We start from the raw sequence: 18,412 nt of genomic DNA on the forward strand, positions 1-18,412 counted from the left end.
ACCGATGAGCCGCTGGCCTTCGAGGGATATGCCGGTACCACCGATGCAGGCTCCGGTTCGGCCTATGGGCTCTTTGCCAATCGTCTCGGCTCGATCCTGACCGCAGTCTCGACCTCCACCGGCGCCGTCGTAGCCGATTACGACTACGACGCCTTCGGCAACCAGACCCAGAACGTCAACACCATCGAGCAGCGCTACGGCTACACAGGCCGCGAGCACGATCTCGAGACCGGGCTTATCTACTACCGCGCTCGCCACTACGATCCCGCAACAGGGCAGTTCATCCAAAGAGATCCCATCGGCTTCGCCGCAGGTGACCTGAACCTCTATGCGTACACTTGGAGTGACCCATACAATTGGGCCGATCCAAGTGGGTTGGCAGCCGAGGCGACAGCGAACCACGCGGGACAGACAGGTATACGGAATGCCGCAATACCACCGATAGCCCGTGGGATAGCTTCCCTTGCCAACCGTATCGCGAACATTCTGCGACAAGTCAGAATACCAAACTCTGTAGCGGATACCGGCAATAGCGATAGTTCTGCAAGCAACACTGATGACTCCTCGGATGACGATGGTTCGGATTGTAATCCGGAAACAGATCCGAATTGTGAGTGTTACCCTGACTCGAAGAGAAACAACAAGCTCGCGAACAGCGTGCATCCTGAAACCAAGGTGCCTTTCGACTCGAAAGGATATCCAATCTTTGAGTACGCCGTTGAAGTCACTATAACCGTGACAGGAAAACGTGGGGTGGACGCACGGGCTGCTAACAAGGCTGCTGGACTTTCGGGGACGCCAGATGGGTACGTATGGCACCATCATCAAGATGGTAAGCGTATGCAGTTGGTAGATGAAGATACCCACAGAAAAACAGGACATGGTGGCGGCGTCAAAAACTGCAAATGAAGGAAGTAGGAATGAGTAAGCTAGATTCTTTCGAAATGATACGACCTCCCAAGCCAACAGATAGTGCCGCAATCAAAGAAATAGAGGAAAGAGTGGGTCGCCACTTCCCAGATGCCTACAAAGCGTTTTTGCTGAAGTATAATAATACCAAATGGCAGTCTTTGATCTACAAAGACGCCAAGGGAAAAGAACAAGAGGTAAAATCCTTTTTCAGCATAAATGATCCCGTAAAATCTTGTGATTTAATGGAAAATTATATCACTGATACCGAAGCTGGTAACAACCTTGTAAACCACCTCCCCATTGCAAGTAGCTCCTTCGGAGATATTGTTAGTGTTTCCTTGAATGATGACGATTATGGTTCAGTTTGGTTGCGAGACGACAATTTGTCCTTTGGCAATCGAGGCAATATGGAAGCATATTCAAAAGTCGCAGGTTCATTCAGTGCATTTATTGAGATGTTGTATGTAGATTCATAGTGAAGATCTGTGGCATTTGACCAGGGAAATTGGTTTATTGCTAACTCAATACCTTAAGTCTAGAGCAATGGTCTGCTCTCGGCGCTGGCATACGCGAAACCCAAGCACATCTCCTTCGATGACATTAACCGTTCGGGTAGCAGGTCCACAAGGGCATCCCGCCATCGACGGCGGCATACCGGTGCCGATCGAAGACTATGAGTATGACCAGGAGGGCAACCGTACTTTCTCGAACAATTCCTCCGGCTATGAGAGCAACGCTCATAACCAACTGATCGCTACGCCGTTTGTCTTTTGCGTTTGCCCAATCAGCGTGCTTTGTGCTGGCCGTGCAATACTCTAACTAAAATCTGTTCCTAAAACCCGGTTGAGCTCACGCGCGTCTATTTTACCGGTATTCTCCAACTCGTTGGCTTGATCCTGCATCGTTTGAAACCCTTGCTTAAGCGCAGCTTGAGACAGGACGCTCTTTGTACTTCCTTCGGATATTGCCGAACTCACGGCAGCATCAATTTCGAGAAGTTCCGATACTACTGTACGCCCCTTAGTTCCTGAGTTCCCGCAGCTTTCACAGCCGGCTCCCTGGCAGGTCGTACAAATTGTGCGCGCCAGTCTTTGTGACAAAACACCCCGCAATGTGGCCGATAGAAGATAGGGCGGTATCCCGAGATCGATGAGCCGCGTTACTGCCGAAAGTGAGTCGTTGGTGTGGATGGTTGAGAGCACCAACCTTCCAACCAGAGCGGCGCGCACGGCAATTTCCGCTGTCTCGTGGTCCCGGATTTCACCGACCATGATGACGTCTGGGTCCTGCCGCAGGATTGCGCGCAGCGCACGCGCAAAGGTCATCTCAACAGCCGGTTCAACCTGCACCTGATTGACCCCGGGCAGGGTGTATTCGATCGGATCCTCCACCGTGACGATCTTGCGGTCGGTGGAGTTCAGGCCGCTCAAGGCGGTGTAGAGCGTCGTGGTTTTGCCGCTGCCCGTGGGGCCTGCCACCAGAAAAACACCGTTGGGCATATTCGCTATGCGTTCGATCTGATCGATGCGCGCCTGATCGTAACCCAATGCTGTCCAGTTTAACGAAACATTGGATCGGTCGAGCAACCTTAGAACGATGCTTTCGCCAAATTGCGTGGGCAGGGTAGACATCCGTATGTCGATCACACTGCCGCGTACCGAGATATGTGCTCGCCCGTCCTGCGGCCTGCGTTTTTCCGAGATATTCAGGTCGGCCATGACCTTGAGCCGGGAAATGACCGAGGCCCTCTGACCTTCCGGCACGGTTCTGGCGGTGCGCAGGCGACCATCGATCCGAAAACGGATGACCGCCGAGGTTTCACCAGCCTCGATATGAACGTCTGATGCACCCATTCGGACGGCATCCGCAATAATGTCATTGACCAGTTTGATGGTAGGTCCGTCATTGGCCAAAGCATTTAGGCGCTCGATGTCATAGTCCGACACATCATCCTTGCTGTCGCTTGCGGGATCGCTTTGGGCCAGCAAGGTTTTGATCGTCGTCGGGGTCGCGATCACCATCTGAACCGGCAGTTTCAGATGAAACCCCACGCTTTGGACCGTTTCGTGCGCTCGTGGGTCTGACGTGGCCACCAGAATAGCCGTGTCGTTTTCAATCACAGGGAGAATTTCAGATCTGTTCAAGAAATCCCGAGGGATCGAAAGACTCTCGGCCAGTCCAAGATCAAAATCCGCTTCCGTGACAAATTTCAGCTTAAGGAAGTCCGCAAGCTCCCGATAAAGATCATCTTCGTCCAGGAGGCCAAATTCAAGCAGGGTCTTTTCGATCGGTGTTCCTGTTCGTTGGCTCGCGTTTTCCGCCCGCTGAAGAGCCGTTTGTGATATCTTTTCATTATCTTGGAGCCAGGCAAGAAACTCTGGCGGGTTCAAATTTGTCACAACCTATCCCCCTGTTAATAAAATACTGTCAAAGCTTAAAGTTGTGGAGTAGACAAGGGGGATAATAGGGGCAAACAGCCCAAAATAATGAGCAGACAGATGATCAGGCGGGCATTGGACAATGTCAAAGCAAAGCTGACCGATTGGGTGGCCGGCTTGGCACCGGAATGGGCAGGCGCCATGTTTTGGGGTCAACCCATAGCTGTGTCCATAAAGTTCCGCGCATCGCATCTGGACCAAGAAAACAACACCCTTTCGATCGACGCGTTGTTGCAGAAAATATCGCAAAAAGGGCAGGGGGGTGGCAATGCCGTTGTCGACATTCTTATTCCAGCACGCTTCTTTTTCGAGCGATCTCTGACTCTGCCGCTTTCAGCGCGGGGCAAGCTGGAAGAAATGGCGCTGCTCGACCTCAGAAGCCGGACACCATTTGAACTGGGCAATATTCATTGGCAATTGGGAACGCCCGCCATTCGGGACGGTGCCATAAGCGTATCGCAATGGATCGTTCGGTGCGAAGATGTTGAGGCGTGGAGGCTCAATCTGAAGAATAACGGATACCGGGTAAGAAAACTGTTTGTGGACAATGAGACTGCGCCAATCCCTGTCGCCGACTTTTCTGATGAGATCCTGCCAGGTCGCAAAAGCTTCCGCAGGCTGAACGCGGCTTTGGTTTCTGTGGCGGTTCTCGCTCTGATCACTGCGTGGCTTTACCCCGGTTGGTCTGCTCGCACCGAAACCCGGACCCTTAAATTTGAACTCGAAACATTGCGGACCGAGGCACTTTTGCAAAGGCGCAAAGTCGAAGACATCCGGAAAACGGAAGCTCAGAAAGCGGCATTTATCGACGCAGTGCTTCTGAGACCTCTGCTTTTGGATACTATTAGGGAGCTGACCGTAAGCCTGAAGGACGATGTCTGGGTTTCAGCCCTAACCTTCAACGCTTCCCACGTCGTTCTCACCGGAGAAGCGGGCAATTCTGCCGCCGAAACCGTATTGTCACTTGGGAAGCGCTCTGGTTTTGGCAATCCGCGTTTGAGCGGATCCGTATCGCGCACCGCCCGTGGAACGGAACAGTTCGAGATTACACTTGATCTTGGGGTGTCAGGTTAGTGCGCCGCAAACGCCTGATATCCGTGTTTGGCGCAGTTGCTGTTTGCGCCGGAGTCATCGCTCTTATCTGGTTTGTCATCGTTGCCCCGTTGAATTCGTGGAAGGCCAGCGGGCTGGAGGCCCGTTCTCAGACACTGTCCGAAATACAACGGATGCAGACATCAATTGACAGGCTGAAACAGCAGAGCTCACGGATCTCTCAGAACAAGGATCAGGATTTCCTTTGGAGAGCCGATCAGATAGGCACCGTCACAGCCCAGATACAAACCGCTCTGTCAGCGTCAGCCGCGGAAAGCGGTGTGAGTCTGCGATCGATAACGCCTTTGAAAACCAAACGCGTCGCGTCTGTTGACGCTGCGGGTTTTCGGCTGGAGTTTGAAGCGACGCTGGATCAGGTTCTGGGGTTCCTGCAGCGGATCGAATATTCGTCTCCGGCCTTACTGGTTGACAAAGCCTCGCTGCGGCAACTCAGAAGGGCAGCGAGTGATCAGACGCAGCCTGTCCTGAATGCTCAACTCGAGTTGATTGCCCCCATTCATCTCGGAGAGACGGTTGCCGAATGAAGTCCTTTCTGTTTGCCATAAGCGGGACATCTTTACTGGCGGTTGCGGCCACGCTGTCTTGCTATGTTGCCGTCCGGGTGACCGTTTCGTCCCCCGAACGGGTCGACGCAAGGGCTGCGGTGGAAGAAAACCAAACGCATGTCCTTGAAAAAGAGGACAATACCGCAAGATCACCGCGGTCGAAAATCTACTATGCGGCGATTGTTGAACGACCCTTGTTTGCACCCGAACGCCGCCCCATCACACCGCAAAAAACGGATGCGGAACAGGAAGCGGTTGTCGTGGTTGAATCGACCCCGTCCTCTGAACGTCCAGCTGTTTCCTTGCACGGTGTGATGGTGGACACCAACGGGCGCAAGGCCCTGATCTCAGCAGCTGAGGCGAGTCCCGAATGGGCAGAGCTTGGCGCCAAGGTCAACGGTTGGACCGTGTCCGACATTGGGTCGAACTGGGTCGAACTAAAGCTGGCCACTGAAACCTTTCGATTTGAGATGTACTAATGATGTCGAACATTCTGCGCCACTTTCGGGCGGCATTCATCACTTTGAGCCTGGTCCTGGTTGCGGCCTGCGGCGAAGAAAACTCTGAAGGCGGTTTCAGTTCCCGGTTCCTGGCCAACAAGGACTCCACGTATCGAGGGTCTTCACAGACGGGTACCGACAGTTTGCGGCTTGCCTTGAACGGACCTGCTCCGGAAAGGCGGTATCTGGGCACTGACGAGTTTCTCGCTTCGACTCGTGGTCGCCGAGAAATCGTAGAAGTGTCGGATGACGGCGCGATAACCCTCAACCTGGTGAATGTCCCCATTGAACAGGCTGCCAAGGCCGTGCTTGGGGATGCGCTCAACAAGAATTACACGATCAAACCCGGGGTGGAGGGCACCGTTACACTACAGACAACGCGCCCGCTCAGCGAAAGGGCATTGCTCGAAACCTTTGAAATTGTTCTCGGCTTCAACGGCGCTGCGCTTCAGACATCGGGGGACCTGATCACGATCGTTCCGTTGAAAGGGTCCTCTCGGCGGGTCACGCCACTTGGTCAGTCGCAGCAAATAGGTGCCCGACTGGTCGCCGTTCCGCTAGAATTCATCGGCACCACCGAGATGATCAGATTGTTGGAGCCGATTGTAGGCGACACTGTCGAGCTTATGCCGATCCCCAATCGCAACATCATCCTGATCTCCGGTGCGCGCGACGAAATGGCCGCAGCCATTGATGCTGTCAACCTTTTCGATGTGGACGTCCTGAAGGGAAAGTCAGTTGGGCTTTACCGATTGAAAGCTGCGGAACCAGAAGCTGTCGTTGAGGAGATGAACCTCATCTTCGAGACAGAAGATGGCGGTAGCCTGCAAAATGTCGTGACATTCATTCCAAGCAAGCGGCTGTCCGCAGTTATTGTTGTCAGCACGCGCGCGACCTACCTTGCTAAAGCCGAACGATGGATCCGGGATTTGGACAGAACTGCAGGGGGGGCACGCCGACGTCCCGCAGTTTACAACTTGCAACATCGCATTGCGAAGGATCTAGCTCCGATCCTGGGTGAGATGCTGCAGGATATCGCGCAAGCCGACGAAGGTTCTGGCGAAGGCACACCGCGTGTGGTGGCCGATGATGCAAAGAACGCGATCATCGTCTGGGGCAATGACACCGAACAGGAAAGCTTCTCGCGCCTCCTGCAGGCATTGGACACCGTGCCGGTTCAGGTTCTGCTTGAGGCTACAATTGTTGAAGTGGCCCTAAGGGACGAGCTGAACTTCGGCCTGCGATGGTTCTTTGAACAAGGCAACTGGGACAACGTGTTTACGGATGCCAGCAATGGCGCAGTTGCCCCGACCTTCCCGGGCCTGTCCCTGTTGTTCCAGACCAGCTCGGCCCGGGTTGCGATCAATGCGCTGGCGTCCATTACGGATGTCAATATCATCTCGTCACCTAACCTGCTGGTTTTGGACAATCAGGAGGCGCGACTACAGATCGGCGACGAAGTACCGATCGCGACCCAGCAATCACAGGACGTGACCAACCCGGATGCCCCGATCATCAACACGATCGCCTATCGGGACGCAGGTATTATTCTGACGGTAAAGCCACGGGTTGCCCAATCCGGGCAAGTTATTCTGGATATCGATCAGGAAGTCAGCAGCGTCCAGAACACGACCACATCCGGCATCGACAGCCCGACGATTTCGACGCGCAAGGTGCAAACCAACGTTGTGGTTCACGATGGCCAGACAATCGCGCTTGGTGGGCTGATCGAAGACAGCCGCACGCGTACGGATACCAAGGTACCGGGTGCAGGTGATATTCCAGTTCTTGGAACGTTGTTTAGAAACCGTGAAGACAATGTCGGCAAGCGAGAACTGTTGATCCTGATTACCCCCAAGGTTGTCAGAAACGGGCAGGAGGCAAAATCGATTACGCAAGAGCTCCGCGGTCGGATATCGGGCGCGAACGGGCTGTTGCTGCAAGGAATTCCGTCGCAGTCCGTAGGCCACAGGATCGCGGAATGACGCAACACTTACTGTCTGCTAGAAAAGGATATTCCGACGTGCCGCGCTACTCTTACACCGCCTACACCAGCTTGGGGCAGCTCGAGAAGGGTGAGCTTCAGGCTGCGGATGAGCTTGCGGTTCTGAGCGCGCTGACAGGGAAGGGGCTGCAACCCGTCTCGATAGAAGAGGGCATGCTTAAGCTGCCTTGGTGGCAGCGGGATATTTCCTTCGGGGCAGGTGAAACCAAGGCGGCGCCTGCGGCCTTGGAACACTTTTTTCAATCTCTCGCCAGTCTTTTGGACGTCCATCTTCCCCTGCGCCAGGCTCTGCGGTTTTGCTCCGAGAATATCAACGACAAAAAGATGGCCCAATCTGTTGCGCGGCTTGAGCAAGACGTGGCGGACGGCAGGACCCTGGCCGATGCGATGCGCGAAGCGGGTGGCTATTTCCCTGAACGCTTGATCACCATGATCGAGATTGGTGAAAGGGCCAACAATTTGCGAAGCGTCGCGGCCCGGATTACAGCTGGGCTGGAAAGTGAGGCGAAACAACGCCGAGAAATCCGCTCTGCTATGATCTATCCCGTTATCTTGATCGTGATGTCCCTTTTCGTGATGGCATTGCTGGTGTTCTATCTGGCGCCGACGCTTGTTCCGGTATTCGACAATGCCGCCTCTGACCCGCCATTCATCCTCGGAGCGATGACGAAACTTCGGGATCTGCTGCTGGACAAATGGCCCGTGGTTCTTGTTCTATGTGCCGGGGTGTTTCTTGTTTGGCAGTTTCTCAAGGCAGGCATAAAGACCGCCCTCTATCCGGTTTTGCTGAAACTGCCGGTCGTCGGTCGATATCTGCGGATTTCGGAAACCCTGAAAATCCTCGACGCCATTACTATGATGATCTCCAGCGGGTCCACGCTGCCCCGCGCAGTGGCAACCGCGCGGCAGGCTACCGGACAGCGCGCCTATCAGATTCTGCTGGAACAGTCCGAGGAGAGGATAGTTGCCGGGGATACGCTCTCATCCACTTTCAAGGCAACGCCGCTCATTGATCCAATGACCGTGGCGATGATTGAAGCCGCGGAAGCTTCGGATCAGATGGTTCAGGTTCTGGATCGCCTCGTCGAAGACCTTCGTTTGCGCAGCTCTCAAATCCGCGCTCAATCCATTCGGCTGATCACTCCTGTTCTTACCTTGGCCATCGGTCTTGGCGTCGGAGGGGTCATCATGTCCACAATTTCCGCCATTATGTCTCTGAACGATGTTGCGTTCTGACGGTACCCTTCCTCGGCCAGCACATGCCCGAAATTCGGCAGGGTATTCTCTGTTCGAAGTCATGGTTTCACTGTCCATTCTTGCGATGGTCCTCGCCATTTCTGCAGCCGGGTTCCGTCCGCCGTCGGACGAGATAAAACTGAACCGGAAGGTTTCCGAATTTATCTCGCGGGTCAGCGACGCGCGCCTCAAGGCGATCAGGTCGCACCGAGCGGTTGGGATCGATGTATTGGACTGTGGTGGTGAGTTGTTGGCGTGGAGCTTTTACCCGGACGGCACGGCGATCGGACCCGAGATTTGTCTGGCTGAGGGCGACCGGCAGGAAACCCTGGTGCTGTCTTCGTTGACCGGACTGGTTTCAAGGAGCTCCCGCGATGAGTAGGCGGGCCGGGTACTCTCTGTTCGAGGTGCTGATAGCTTTTGCGGTCATGACGATGGTGTTGTCCGCAATCTTGCCGCACCAGGCAAAGTTTCTGGAGCGCTCCAGCTCAAGTTTCAGAAGGGCCGAGGCGGCAGATATCGCGTATTCGAGGCTGAGTGAGTTGGGGGTTTCCCGTGCTGTGTCCCCGGGCGAAAGCTCAGACTGGGTAGAGGATTGGACCCTTTACCAACGCATCGAACCCTATTCAGTCACAGCGTCCGACGTTGACTTGGCGGAAGTGACGGTCGAAGTCAGAAATGCTGCGGGCGGCGTGCTTTTTCAAGCCGTTGAGATACGGGTGCTGGAATGAACGCACGATCCGGCCTCAGCTTGTTCGAGCTTTTGATCGCTCTGGCGTTACTTGCCCTGATCGCCGTGGGGTTGACGGGGGCGGTCAGTTTTGCTGTGTCGGTCTATGACCGGGCGCGGCTGGATCCGGAACATTATGAGCAGATTGCACTGAAAACACGCCTGCGGTCTTGGTTGTCCAACGCCTCGCCGGCATCCGGTATTACACCATATCCCGTTAATTTTGTCGGAGAGGTAAGACGGCTGGAATTTACGACGACCCATTCCAAAGGGTTCGCCTCGGAAGCGGCCGCCCTAAGGGTGCTGGTGGAAAATAATGCGGGAAATCTCGTTGTGATCGCATCCGGGATGGACGACGATGGTGACCTTCTGGCCGTTCACACCGCGACGATTGCCACTGGTATCGACCCGGTGTTTTCGTATTTCGACGCCCAATCCGAGAACCCGGCCTGGGCGGCGGAGTGGGTGAATGTCGCGCGCCTGCCGGATTTGGTACGCATTGAGAGCACCAAAGGTGCCCCATCAAATTGGCACACACTCATTGTAAAACCTCTTTTAAACTAGGTGAGTGTTGGAACGGTTTCGGTTGACTTCTCGATAGACCGCAATCCGATGCCTGCCGATTTCGGTCGCGATCTTGTAAACTGGTTCTTTTGCGCTCAACATTTTAATGACGCGCCGCTTGTGCAGATCCAATTCCGTTTGCCAATTTCCGCTCCCCTTGCATCTCAGCGAGATAGGGGATTTGTCGCAACCCAGTTTAGAATTTGCGCCGCCAAACATGTAAGTTACGCAGAAGGAACACTATGTTAAATTAGAAATGACGTTGTAAAGCACGTCGTCTGGGGGCGCTTCAAGCTCATTTACAAGACCGCTAGGCGACCGCTGATTTCCTCAGAACCAGAAACGTCATCATACCCATCGGCGGAAGAGGTCTTTGCTCATCAACAGCAAGGGCTTCCTCTTGCAGCACCGTTTCGATATTGAAATCAGAATGCCAGCCGATTGTATTTGCAAGTGGGGCAAAAACGCGTTCCAGAGTTGCGAGCAGCCCGCGCGTTCGTTGGAAGTGGTTGGTAACTACCACTCTGCCGCCCGGTTTACAGACCCTCGCAATTTCCGCCATCACCCTTTCCGGTTCTGGAACGACGGACAGCACGTGCATCGCTGCAACTGTATCGAAATGGTTGTCCGGAAAATCAAGCACGCGAGCATCCATTTGCCGCAGCTCCGCAACATGGTTCAACGATAGATCTTTCACCTTGTCGCGCGCCTTTTGCAGCATGTCTTCGCTGAAATCGATTCCTGTTACCTGTGTCTCTGGCCCGTAGTGTTCCAGTGACATCCCGGTTCCCACGCCAACCTCCAGCACCTTACCTGGGTGTCTATTGATATAATCAACCGCGTGCTGCCGTCCGACATTGGTAACCGCCCCAAACGTCTTGTCATAGATGGGCGCCCAACGAGCATAAGAGGTTTGAACGGCTTTGAGATCCATTTCGAGTCCTTAATGGTTAGAAGGTTCATTCTTGTCCAGCCAGGCCCAGGCGACCATTCCCGCATACCCGCCACAAAGCGCGATCAGCGTGACCCAGGCAAAAGTCAGCAGAGCGGTCCCCACAATAGCGACACCGATGAGAAAATATTTAACGTTCTCAGGGGAGACCCTTGTGGTTTTGAAAGACCAGGTCGGAATGCGGCTGATGAGCAAAAGGCCAATGATCACCATGTAAAGGCAAATCAATACACTGGGCAGCAACGGGGTATCCGCAAAAGCGAAGGACAGGTACATTGGCAACATGACCAGCAGTGCCCCTGCAGGAGCCGGAACCCCTTCGAAATAGGCGTTGTCCTGATCGCAGGTCTCGGATTTGCCACCGACGTTAAACCGAGCCAGACGCATGACACAGCACACTGCAAAAATCAGAACGGCAATCCACGCCGCGCTGCGTATATCCTGCAAGGCCCAGAAATAGAGAACGAGCGGTGGCGCGACCCCGAAGTTCACGAAATCTGCAAGTGAGTCCAGTTCCGCCCCCAGTTTGCTGTCACTGCTGAGAAGGCGGGCAATGCGGCCATCCAGCCCATCCAGCACACAGGCGGCAATAATGAGCTGCACCGCGAGCACGTAGTTGCCCTGAACGCCAAATCTGATTGCTGACAGGCCCGCGCAAATGGCCGTTATCGTCAGCGCATTGGGCAACAAATGGATTAACGCAAACCCGGTCTCTTCTTTCTGTTTGGTTGGTTCTGTCACTGATCCAACCACCTACTTTTCTTTGGGTGTGTGTAAGCTTGCAAGGATCGTTTCGCCGGCAATCATCGTTTGCCCGACACGCACCTGCGGGTCCACGCCTTCTGGAAGATACACATCCAGACGAGACCCGAAACGGATCAATCCAAACCGCTCTCCAGTTTGCAGCGCGTTGCCTGGTTTGACGAAGCAGACGATCCGCCGGGCCACAAGGCCGGCAATTTGTACAACAGCCAGGTCCTGACCATTCCCCATCCGAATACGCAGGCTGTTGCGCTCGTTGTCGGCGCTGGCCTTGTCCAGGGATGCATTGAAAAACTTGCCGGGGCGATAGGCAACGGCGGCTATCTCACCCTCAATGGGAGACCGATTTACATGACAGTTGAAGACACTCATGAACACACTGACGCGGGTGAGGGGCGCGTCAGGCATCCCAAGCTCGCTCGGCGGTACCGCCGGTTCGATCAGCGAAACCACCCCATCCGCTGGGCTGACGATCAGCCCTCCTCCTGTGGGGGGCACACGTTCCGGGTCGCGAAAGAAATAGTAGCACCAGATCGTGACGCCGACCCCAATCCAGCCCAGAATGTCTGACATGAGAAACAGACCGACCGTTATGGCGGCAAAGATCGCAACAAACCGAATACCTTCTGGATGCATCGGCTTGATGAACGTATCGCGCATGCGCATCGCAAATCTTCCCTTAGGTCAATTGACGGCACTTTCATAAGTGGATTGGTGGGGAACGCAAGTGCGACGGGTGCGGACGGTTCATTCTTTGAGATATCTGATGCACACCTGCTGATTGCTGCTGTTTCCTACTGTCTCAACGACCTCATTGAGGTCCAGGTCGAATTCAATTGCCAAGTCCTGGGCCTGAATTGGATGAAAGCTCTCCAAGCTTCGCACTATTCGGCCGTCTTCGAATGAAATCAATTCATGAGATCTGCCTGACCAACGCACAATTCCACCGCAAAGCATCCGTCGTTCGGTGTCGACGATTTCAGCTACCGGGTCCGCAAAGAACTCGGTCCATTTGAGAAAGCCGGTACTAACTGCCCTTGCAACCGCCTGTTCGATCGCACGGCTCTTTAGCTTGGTAGTAATTGAGGCAGTTAGGGCATCTAACGCTCGGGACGAGTGGCCTGTCTGCTTGGCAATGACAGACGGTACCAAACCCGACGCGAGCATTTTCAACACGTCTAGCTCATCACTGGACAGGGAATCCGTGGGAAAGTTGAAAACCGTATCAATTACATCGAGCGCAAGCAGATGCAGGATCTGTGCCTCATGGCGAAGGGCAGGGAGTATATGCGCGATTAAGGCGTCCCAATCTGAACGGGGCAGGTTGGACGTAACGGTAAAGACACCGCGCTCACCAAACGGATTGATCACCGGAATGGAAAGACCATGCAGACCCACGCCAAACTTTCTGGCGGCATCGAATAGCGGTGCGTGTTCACGCTGATCATCAAACACAGCCCAGTCAATTGGTGCGATCATTGCGGCTCCAAACCGAATGAGGGGATCGACCAGAACCAGGTCGTTGTCGACATAATGCCTGACCCATTCATCAGGGAACGTGGTACAGCCATGGACAACGTTGTGATGCTTGTCGATATGGGCATAGGACGCATTCTCCAGCCCGAACCTGGAGCAAATTTCCTGAAGGCGCGCCTCCCCGGTTTGCCTGAAGTCCAGTTCAGAATTGCCGATATCCGCGATTTTCATAGACCGTCTTCCTGTTCCGCGTCGCCATCGAGGCCGCATAGCAACCTAAAGCTGAACAAACCACTCGGGAATTCCCGTAGCCAATCACAGATTCGAATGTGGTTCTGTTCTGGAGGCGGAAACAGAGCGAAAACCTGCCGATGAGACACATGAATTGGAGAAGTTAGCCGCGCATAACCCGGCACGGCTAAAGCTCATCTTCCTCCTCTCGGGCTCTTCGCGCCAACAGCCCCATGAAACTGGAAATAAGGTTCAGTTCCCCGCGCTCATCAGCTTTCACCATGCCCCGCAGATATCCGCCCGGATTAACGACGAGCGGCAGCCGCGGATCACTCAGCCTCGCATCCGTGATCACTCCAGCGAGGATCGCCCCCATGATGGTCAACCGTTCGATTGCCGCATGCCAGGCGGAAGTATTGGTGCCGATCTCTGAAAGCCGGGACCAAACGCCGCTCTCGATTGCGTAGAGGGTTGGACAGGAATTCTGATCTCCACCCCCGGCGATGTCGATATGCATGCGCAGTTCGGACGATGCCAGTTCATACAGGATGCGATTGTTCACCCGAGGTAGTTTTTGGGCCTTGCGCGGAGCTATTTTCGTCGGATGATTGCTTTCTAAGCAATGCGGAGGGCCATCAGGCCTGGAGCCAGAAAAAATTGGTTCCGAGGCTTCAGCCGAGGGCATTGTAACTTCGCCATCGGCGTCACAGGACAGAATTACTTCTTCAATTTGGTCTTGTATATGACACCCGAAACAGGCTTCGGGTTCACCCGAAATTTCACCGTTTTTTGCGACATGCTCTTCGATCCGTTTCCAAAGGTCATGGGTCGCCTGAACATGTGATCTGAGAGCATCCAGCGACATGTATTTCAGCTTGTCAGCGCGCGGCCAGGACCGAAACGCGCCCATCATTTCGTCGATGCCTTCAGGAGGGCAGGGGAGTGAATGAAGCACCCCGAGGCTGCACTTCACATATCGGTAAAGCCGTGATCGATCCCCGCGCAGTTCGTCATGTTCTTTCTTCTCGGCCTTGCTGCGCACGTCCGCGTCGCGCATCTCGGGAATAAGGTTCAGGGCAGGGGTCAGGAAGAGGCCAAGCCCCTTGCGCTTGCAACGCGCGCCATTCGCGCCAAGCCTGCGTTCAATCATACCAATGGATTCCAACTCACGTTCATGATTGTGAATTGTCCTATCCGTCAATCCGCGCCCGGCAATCAGTGTTTCCTGGCGCGCGAAGCAAAAGGGTTCCTGGGACGGGTCTCGAAACGCGCAGGGCGAGATCATGTCGATAATGATCTCTAATGTGCGAATACACTGGGCTGATGCTCCTCTAATGTGGGCGTAGCACACACAGAGCTGCCGGAACCTATCGCGGTTCCAACCCTCGGGAAGGCCGTTGTGGAAGCGTATATTTTCGTGGTGATGGGCGGATGCGATCTGCCGAAAGCTCATTGTTTTGGCTTCCCTTGGAACAGGTCAATATTGGCATCGCGGCTTCGCGGGGCAGGGTATTCGGAATGGTTCAACGGTTTCATGGTCTGCTTCTCATTGGGGAAGCAAGGCGGCTCGAACCTAAGCGAAAAGACAGAGAAAACCGTTCGCACAGATGCGTTTATCCTTGTCAGTAATTTGGGAGTTTCCTATAAATCAGGTGATCAAACGTGACTTAGGAAGATCCCCGCTGAGGCCCCGCCTTGCGGGGTTTTTTTGTTTTTGAGATTAGGGTGTTCCTCTGGCCTGACGGCGTGGTTGCCAATGTGGCTGGCACATTCACTGACTTCTGCTTGGGCAACGCATTCACCCACCTGGCAAACAATGTCAGTATCGGATGAGCTCGTAGTCGCTGAACCCAAATGTGTCGGTCCACTCAACACCCACACCGCGGAAGTAGCTGGGAGGTTCACAACGATTGCCGAGTGGTAGCCAAGAAGGGATTGGGGCAAGCGCGCGCTCGGACCGTTGAAAGCTTACGTTGTCGTCATAGCTGCCAACGACAAGATCAAGCGAACGCTCGCAGTCGCCCTCTCGCGACCGACGGCGATAGCTGTAGTGGCGCACATCCCAAACCCTGATGGACCTCACAACGTCGAAATCGGAAGAGGAAAGATCGACGCTGATCGGGGTGGCTTGGAAACCGTCACCGTATTGGCCGTGATGTGAATGGATCTCTTCTATCGAGATCGCTGCGTCTACCAGTAATGGCTTAGCGGTGTCATCCGATGGAAGCTCTGGAACTGGGCTAGCACTGGTGCGCTTGATGGCTTCCAACCGTTCCATAGGACCCAAGTCCGAGGGGCTGTGTGACGTATTCATCGGACAGCGCCAGAGTTGAAGCGGCGGTTCGACCGGGTAGGGTGTGATGCGCCGAATGAACTCTGCCTTGGCTGCGACGCAATCAGCCGACCTTGGCCAACCTCCGGCGAGGCAAAGGAATATGGCACAGTCAATTGGATAGGCACTGGCCTGCGAGGCTGGCAGTGTGGCGAGTGCAACTGCAAGGGCCTTCGCGCGGGTTCGAATTCTGGGCTTTAAATGGTTCATGATGGTCTCTCCTGCTTGCGAATCGCCTAAGCAATATCCGGCCAATATGCCTCTGGCAATCCAATATAGTATATTGGTGTGCTTTCCTATATTGACGTAGATTGTGTTTTAGTCCACAACTTTTGGATGTAGAAGGCGGCCCATAGGGGGTCGTCATGGCGGACAACAAGAGACAATACACTGTGGTAACCATTGAGATGGTTCGGGGCCTGAAAGAGGATCAGGTTCCCTTTACATGCCGCTACGAATTTATCGGACTCGCTTCCCTTGGACGACCTAAGTACCACTGCATATACAGCTCTCCGAACTATGTTGGGGCGTTGTGCAAGTCGAAAATCTCTCGCGCGGGCGCTGAGCCCAGAGAGTTCGATCTTTGGCCGGGGCTTTTTAAACATCACCAGGAATTTGGCGACGGGCGCATTCTTTGCGTCAAATCGGACTACACAATCGAGTCGATCACTCCAGAGGGTCTGGAAGCGGCGCAGGCTCTGGACGCGAAATCCGAAACCTAACGACCGGCAGCGCGCGAACGCACAGCTGATCCATAGCTTGGGTTACGGCGCATGAAACGGCTTTTGTTCCTCAGCACTGCACCCGTGTTGTTGTTCTTCGCCACAGCTTGGATTGAACCAACCAAGCGAACAAAGACTCTGAGTGCGTCTGAGGTGATTGCTGTCGACGGCGACACGATCGATCACAGCGACGACCGGTATCGGCTTGTTGGGTTTGATGCGCCTGAAACCTTCCGCGCGCAATGTGAAGCCGAAAAAGCCTTGGGTCTGAGAGCCAAAGGTCGCCTGACGGAGATCATTCAAACTAACGGCCAGGTGGAATTGGAAATTAACCCGAAACTGGACAGGTACGGTCGCTTCCTCGCAATCGCGCGCGTCAGTGGAAAAGAGGTTGGATCAATCCTGGTTTCCGAAGGTTTTGCGCGCCCATACGCGGGCGGAGAACGCAGGTCCTGGTGTGGCTAGACGAAAGGACTGAGCGAAGACTTACAAAAAACGGAACAAAACCACCGAGCAGTGAGCGGTCCTGTCGATTGCGCCAACAACCGACAGGACAAGAAACGCCCCAAATCCATCCGGGCATTCCTCAAACATCAAGAGAGAACTGTACTATGGTAAAAACAGTAACCCTAGATGCCGATCTTAGATCGGACAGCACCGCGCCAGAGTCAATGGGTGCGACCCTGAACAACGTGTCTGCGCTTGCGGCGGCACAGCACTGACCAGCGACAGCGCCGAATAGGACATCCCCGACACTTTGGTCAGACCTTCCGGCTGATTGATCCAAGCTGAACGCTGGCTGTCTACGAAGCCCGCGAAGGGCTCAGTGCTGTGTCCCGGCATCCAATTTCCTGCTGCTCAGATGATCGGAACCTCAACCTCATAATAGTAATTATGTACAGTTTACTGACCTAATTTGGAGAGCAAATTAGTGACCAACTCCATCAAAAGCTTCACTGAAAACAGATGTCGGATCAACGCCGTTTGGCCGTTGTTGGCGTTCTTGACGGCGACTTTCGGAACGGATGTCTGTGCCCAGGTCATCGAATACGAACCCGATGGCAGCGTATTCCTGAACGGTGCGCGGGCAGAAATCGTTGATGGCGTGGTGAAACCAATCCAGATGCGGGAATACGAGCTGGACGAACAGCCACAACCACCCAAAGCGAAGCTGACAGCAAAGATCGAGATTGCGGGAAAAGCACCGCGGCCTCGCAAAGCCTCGGGTGGCTGGTCGCAGGAACGGATCGTCAAAGAAATCCATGCAGCAGCGGATCGGCATGACATTCCGGCCGAGTTGTTCATGGCACTGGTCTGGCAGGAAAGCCGGTATCGGGCTGATGCCCTGTCGCCCAAGGGTGCCATCGGTTTCGCGCAGCTCATGCCGGGAACGGCAAAAGACTTGGGCGTGAACCCAAAGAACCCTGCAGAAAATCTCGACGGTGGTGCCCGCTATTTGGCAGCGCAGTACCGCGAGTTCGGAACCTGGAAGCTGGCGCTTGCCGCCTACAACGCCGGGCCTCACCGCGTCGTCGAATATGGCGGCGTCCCCCCCTTCACCGAAACCCGCAACTACGTGCGGATCATCCTAAGCAAAGTGAGCACTTCCTCATGAAAAGAACCCACTTCTACCAGCAGATGGCGTTTTTCGCGATCACAGCGTTCATCATCACCGCAGCGCCCGCCTCCGCTGGCTGGCTGCAAGATGCCATTGGCGATTTCATCAACGAAACGCTGGCCGACTCGAAGGTCGTTGGCGTCAGCCTTGCCGCTGTCGGCTTCATCTGGGGCTGTCTTGCCTACGTGTTCGGCTGGGGTTCGCTGAAAGGCCCAGTCGTCGCGATTGTTGTCGGTGCTGTTATCGGCCTCGCTGATACGTTCATCGGAGGCTGAT

At 54.6% G+C, this 18,412-nt stretch carries 21 protein-coding genes; 14 read left to right on the forward strand and 7 right to left on the reverse strand.

The window, feature by feature from the left end; translation table 11 throughout:
• Nucleotides 1–183: 183 nt before the first annotated feature.
• Nucleotides 184–909 carry an RHS repeat-associated core domain-containing protein gene (locus tag GOX63_RS24160; RefSeq protein ID WP_367647219.1) on the forward strand — a complete coding sequence of 242 codons (726 nt, stop codon included), beginning with the start codon at nt 184–186 and terminating at the stop codon, nt 907–909.
• Between the two features lie 11 nt (nt 910–920).
• A complete protein-coding gene (locus GOX63_RS19155; RefSeq protein ID WP_170546823.1) occupies nt 921–1,388 on the forward strand; it encodes an SMI1/KNR4 family protein in 468 nt (155 codons plus the stop codon).
• 339 nt (nt 1,389–1,727) lie between these two features.
• Here the strand turns inward: GOX63_RS19155 and GOX63_RS19160 are convergent, their stop codons facing one another.
• Nucleotides 1,728–3,311: a GspE/PulE family protein gene (locus tag GOX63_RS19160; RefSeq protein WP_170328198.1), complete on the reverse strand. Its 1,584-nt coding sequence runs from the start codon at nt 3,309–3,311 to the stop codon at nt 1,728–1,730.
• 87 nt (nt 3,312–3,398) lie between these two features.
• On the opposite strand from GOX63_RS19160, the gene GOX63_RS19165 reads away from it, so the two are divergent.
• The 8 genes from GOX63_RS19165 to GOX63_RS19200 are packed head-to-tail and all read left to right on the forward strand — an operon-like array spanning nt 3,399 to nt 10,043.
• Nucleotides 3,399–4,424 carry a PilN domain-containing protein gene (locus GOX63_RS19165; protein ID WP_170546825.1) on the forward strand — a complete coding sequence of 342 codons (1,026 nt, stop codon included), beginning with the start codon at nt 3,399–3,401 and terminating at the stop codon, nt 4,422–4,424.
• Nucleotides 4,424–4,987 carry a type II secretion system protein GspM gene (gene gspM / locus GOX63_RS19170; protein ID WP_170328196.1) on the forward strand — a complete coding sequence of 188 codons (564 nt, stop codon included), beginning with the start codon at nt 4,424–4,426 and terminating at the stop codon, nt 4,985–4,987. The genes GOX63_RS19165 and gspM overlap by 1 nt, the downstream gene beginning before the upstream one ends.
• Nucleotides 4,984–5,487 carry a hypothetical protein gene (locus GOX63_RS19175; RefSeq protein WP_170328195.1) on the forward strand — a complete coding sequence of 168 codons (504 nt, stop codon included), beginning with the start codon at nt 4,984–4,986 and terminating at the stop codon, nt 5,485–5,487. Before gspM ends, GOX63_RS19175 begins: the two co-directional genes overlap by 4 nt.
• A complete protein-coding gene (gspD, locus tag GOX63_RS19180) occupies nt 5,487–7,493 on the forward strand; it encodes a type II secretion system secretin GspD (RefSeq protein WP_170328194.1) in 2,007 nt (668 codons plus the stop codon). Before GOX63_RS19175 ends, gspD begins: the two co-directional genes overlap by 1 nt.
• Nucleotides 7,490–8,749, forward strand: a complete 1,260-nt coding sequence (locus GOX63_RS19185) for a type II secretion system F family protein (protein WP_170328193.1) — start codon at nt 7,490–7,492, stop codon at nt 8,747–8,749. Before gspD ends, GOX63_RS19185 begins: the two co-directional genes overlap by 4 nt.
• Nucleotides 8,736–9,131, forward strand: a complete 396-nt coding sequence (locus GOX63_RS19190) for a pilus assembly FimT family protein (RefSeq protein ID WP_302478379.1) — start codon at nt 8,736–8,738, stop codon at nt 9,129–9,131. Before GOX63_RS19185 ends, GOX63_RS19190 begins: the two co-directional genes overlap by 14 nt.
• A complete protein-coding gene (locus GOX63_RS19195) occupies nt 9,124–9,480 on the forward strand; it encodes a prepilin-type N-terminal cleavage/methylation domain-containing protein (RefSeq protein ID WP_170328191.1) in 357 nt (118 codons plus the stop codon). Before GOX63_RS19190 ends, GOX63_RS19195 begins: the two co-directional genes overlap by 8 nt.
• On the forward strand, nt 9,477–10,043 hold the full coding sequence (locus tag GOX63_RS19200; protein WP_170328190.1) for a prepilin-type N-terminal cleavage/methylation domain-containing protein: 567 nt from the start codon (nt 9,477–9,479) through the stop codon (nt 10,041–10,043). Before GOX63_RS19195 ends, GOX63_RS19200 begins: the two co-directional genes overlap by 4 nt.
• Before the next feature lie 310 nt (nt 10,044–10,353).
• Here the strand turns inward: GOX63_RS19200 and GOX63_RS19210 are convergent, their stop codons facing one another.
• The 6 genes from GOX63_RS19210 to GOX63_RS19235 form a co-directional block, all read right to left on the reverse strand.
• Complete coding sequence (locus tag GOX63_RS19210; protein WP_170328188.1) at nt 10,354–10,977, reverse strand: class I SAM-dependent methyltransferase; 624 nt, start codon at nt 10,975–10,977, stop codon at nt 10,354–10,356.
• Nucleotides 10,978–10,986: 9 nt separating this feature from the next.
• Nucleotides 10,987–11,736 carry a CDP-diacylglycerol--serine O-phosphatidyltransferase gene (gene pssA, locus GOX63_RS19215; protein WP_170328187.1) on the reverse strand — a complete coding sequence of 250 codons (750 nt, stop codon included), beginning with the start codon at nt 11,734–11,736 and terminating at the stop codon, nt 10,987–10,989.
• Between the two features lie 12 nt (nt 11,737–11,748).
• Complete coding sequence (locus tag GOX63_RS19220; protein ID WP_170546828.1) at nt 11,749–12,423, reverse strand: phosphatidylserine decarboxylase; 675 nt, start codon at nt 12,421–12,423, stop codon at nt 11,749–11,751.
• An 81-nt stretch (nt 12,424–12,504) separates the two neighbouring features.
• Nucleotides 12,505–13,464, reverse strand: a complete 960-nt coding sequence (locus tag GOX63_RS19225) for a helix-turn-helix transcriptional regulator (protein WP_170328185.1) — start codon at nt 13,462–13,464, stop codon at nt 12,505–12,507.
• A gap of 187 nt (nt 13,465–13,651) precedes the next feature.
• The gene (locus GOX63_RS19230) at nt 13,652–14,917 is read right to left on the reverse strand and encodes a helix-turn-helix domain-containing protein (RefSeq protein WP_170328184.1); all 1,266 of its coding nucleotides are present in this window, start codon (nt 14,915–14,917) and stop codon (nt 13,652–13,654) included.
• 366 nt (nt 14,918–15,283) lie between these two features.
• Nucleotides 15,284–15,742: a hypothetical protein gene (locus GOX63_RS19235; RefSeq protein WP_170328183.1), complete on the reverse strand. Its 459-nt coding sequence runs from the start codon at nt 15,740–15,742 to the stop codon at nt 15,284–15,286.
• Nucleotides 15,743–16,161: 419 nt separating this feature from the next.
• Here GOX63_RS19235 and GOX63_RS19240 point away from each other — a divergent pair, with 419 nt between their 5' ends.
• From GOX63_RS19240 to GOX63_RS19255, 4 genes are all read left to right on the forward strand, one after another.
• On the forward strand, nt 16,162–16,518 hold the full coding sequence (locus GOX63_RS19240) for a hypothetical protein (protein WP_170328182.1): 357 nt from the start codon (nt 16,162–16,164) through the stop codon (nt 16,516–16,518).
• 51 nt (nt 16,519–16,569) lie between these two features.
• Nucleotides 16,570–16,983, forward strand: coding sequence for a thermonuclease family protein (locus GOX63_RS19245; RefSeq protein ID WP_170328181.1), 414 nt, complete (start codon nt 16,570–16,572; stop codon nt 16,981–16,983).
• Between the two features lie 466 nt (nt 16,984–17,449).
• Nucleotides 17,450–18,133, forward strand: coding sequence for a lytic transglycosylase domain-containing protein (locus GOX63_RS19250; RefSeq protein ID WP_367646757.1), 684 nt, complete (start codon nt 17,450–17,452; stop codon nt 18,131–18,133).
• Nucleotides 18,130–18,411, forward strand: a complete 282-nt coding sequence (locus tag GOX63_RS19255) for a hypothetical protein (RefSeq protein WP_170328180.1) — start codon at nt 18,130–18,132, stop codon at nt 18,409–18,411. Before GOX63_RS19250 ends, GOX63_RS19255 begins: the two co-directional genes overlap by 4 nt.
• Nucleotide 18,412: the final 1 nt, after the last annotated feature.

This window comes from Ruegeria arenilitoris (genome assembly GCF_013031355.1).
Classification (GTDB): Bacteria; Pseudomonadota; Alphaproteobacteria; order Rhodobacterales; family Rhodobacteraceae; genus Ruegeria; species Ruegeria arenilitoris_C.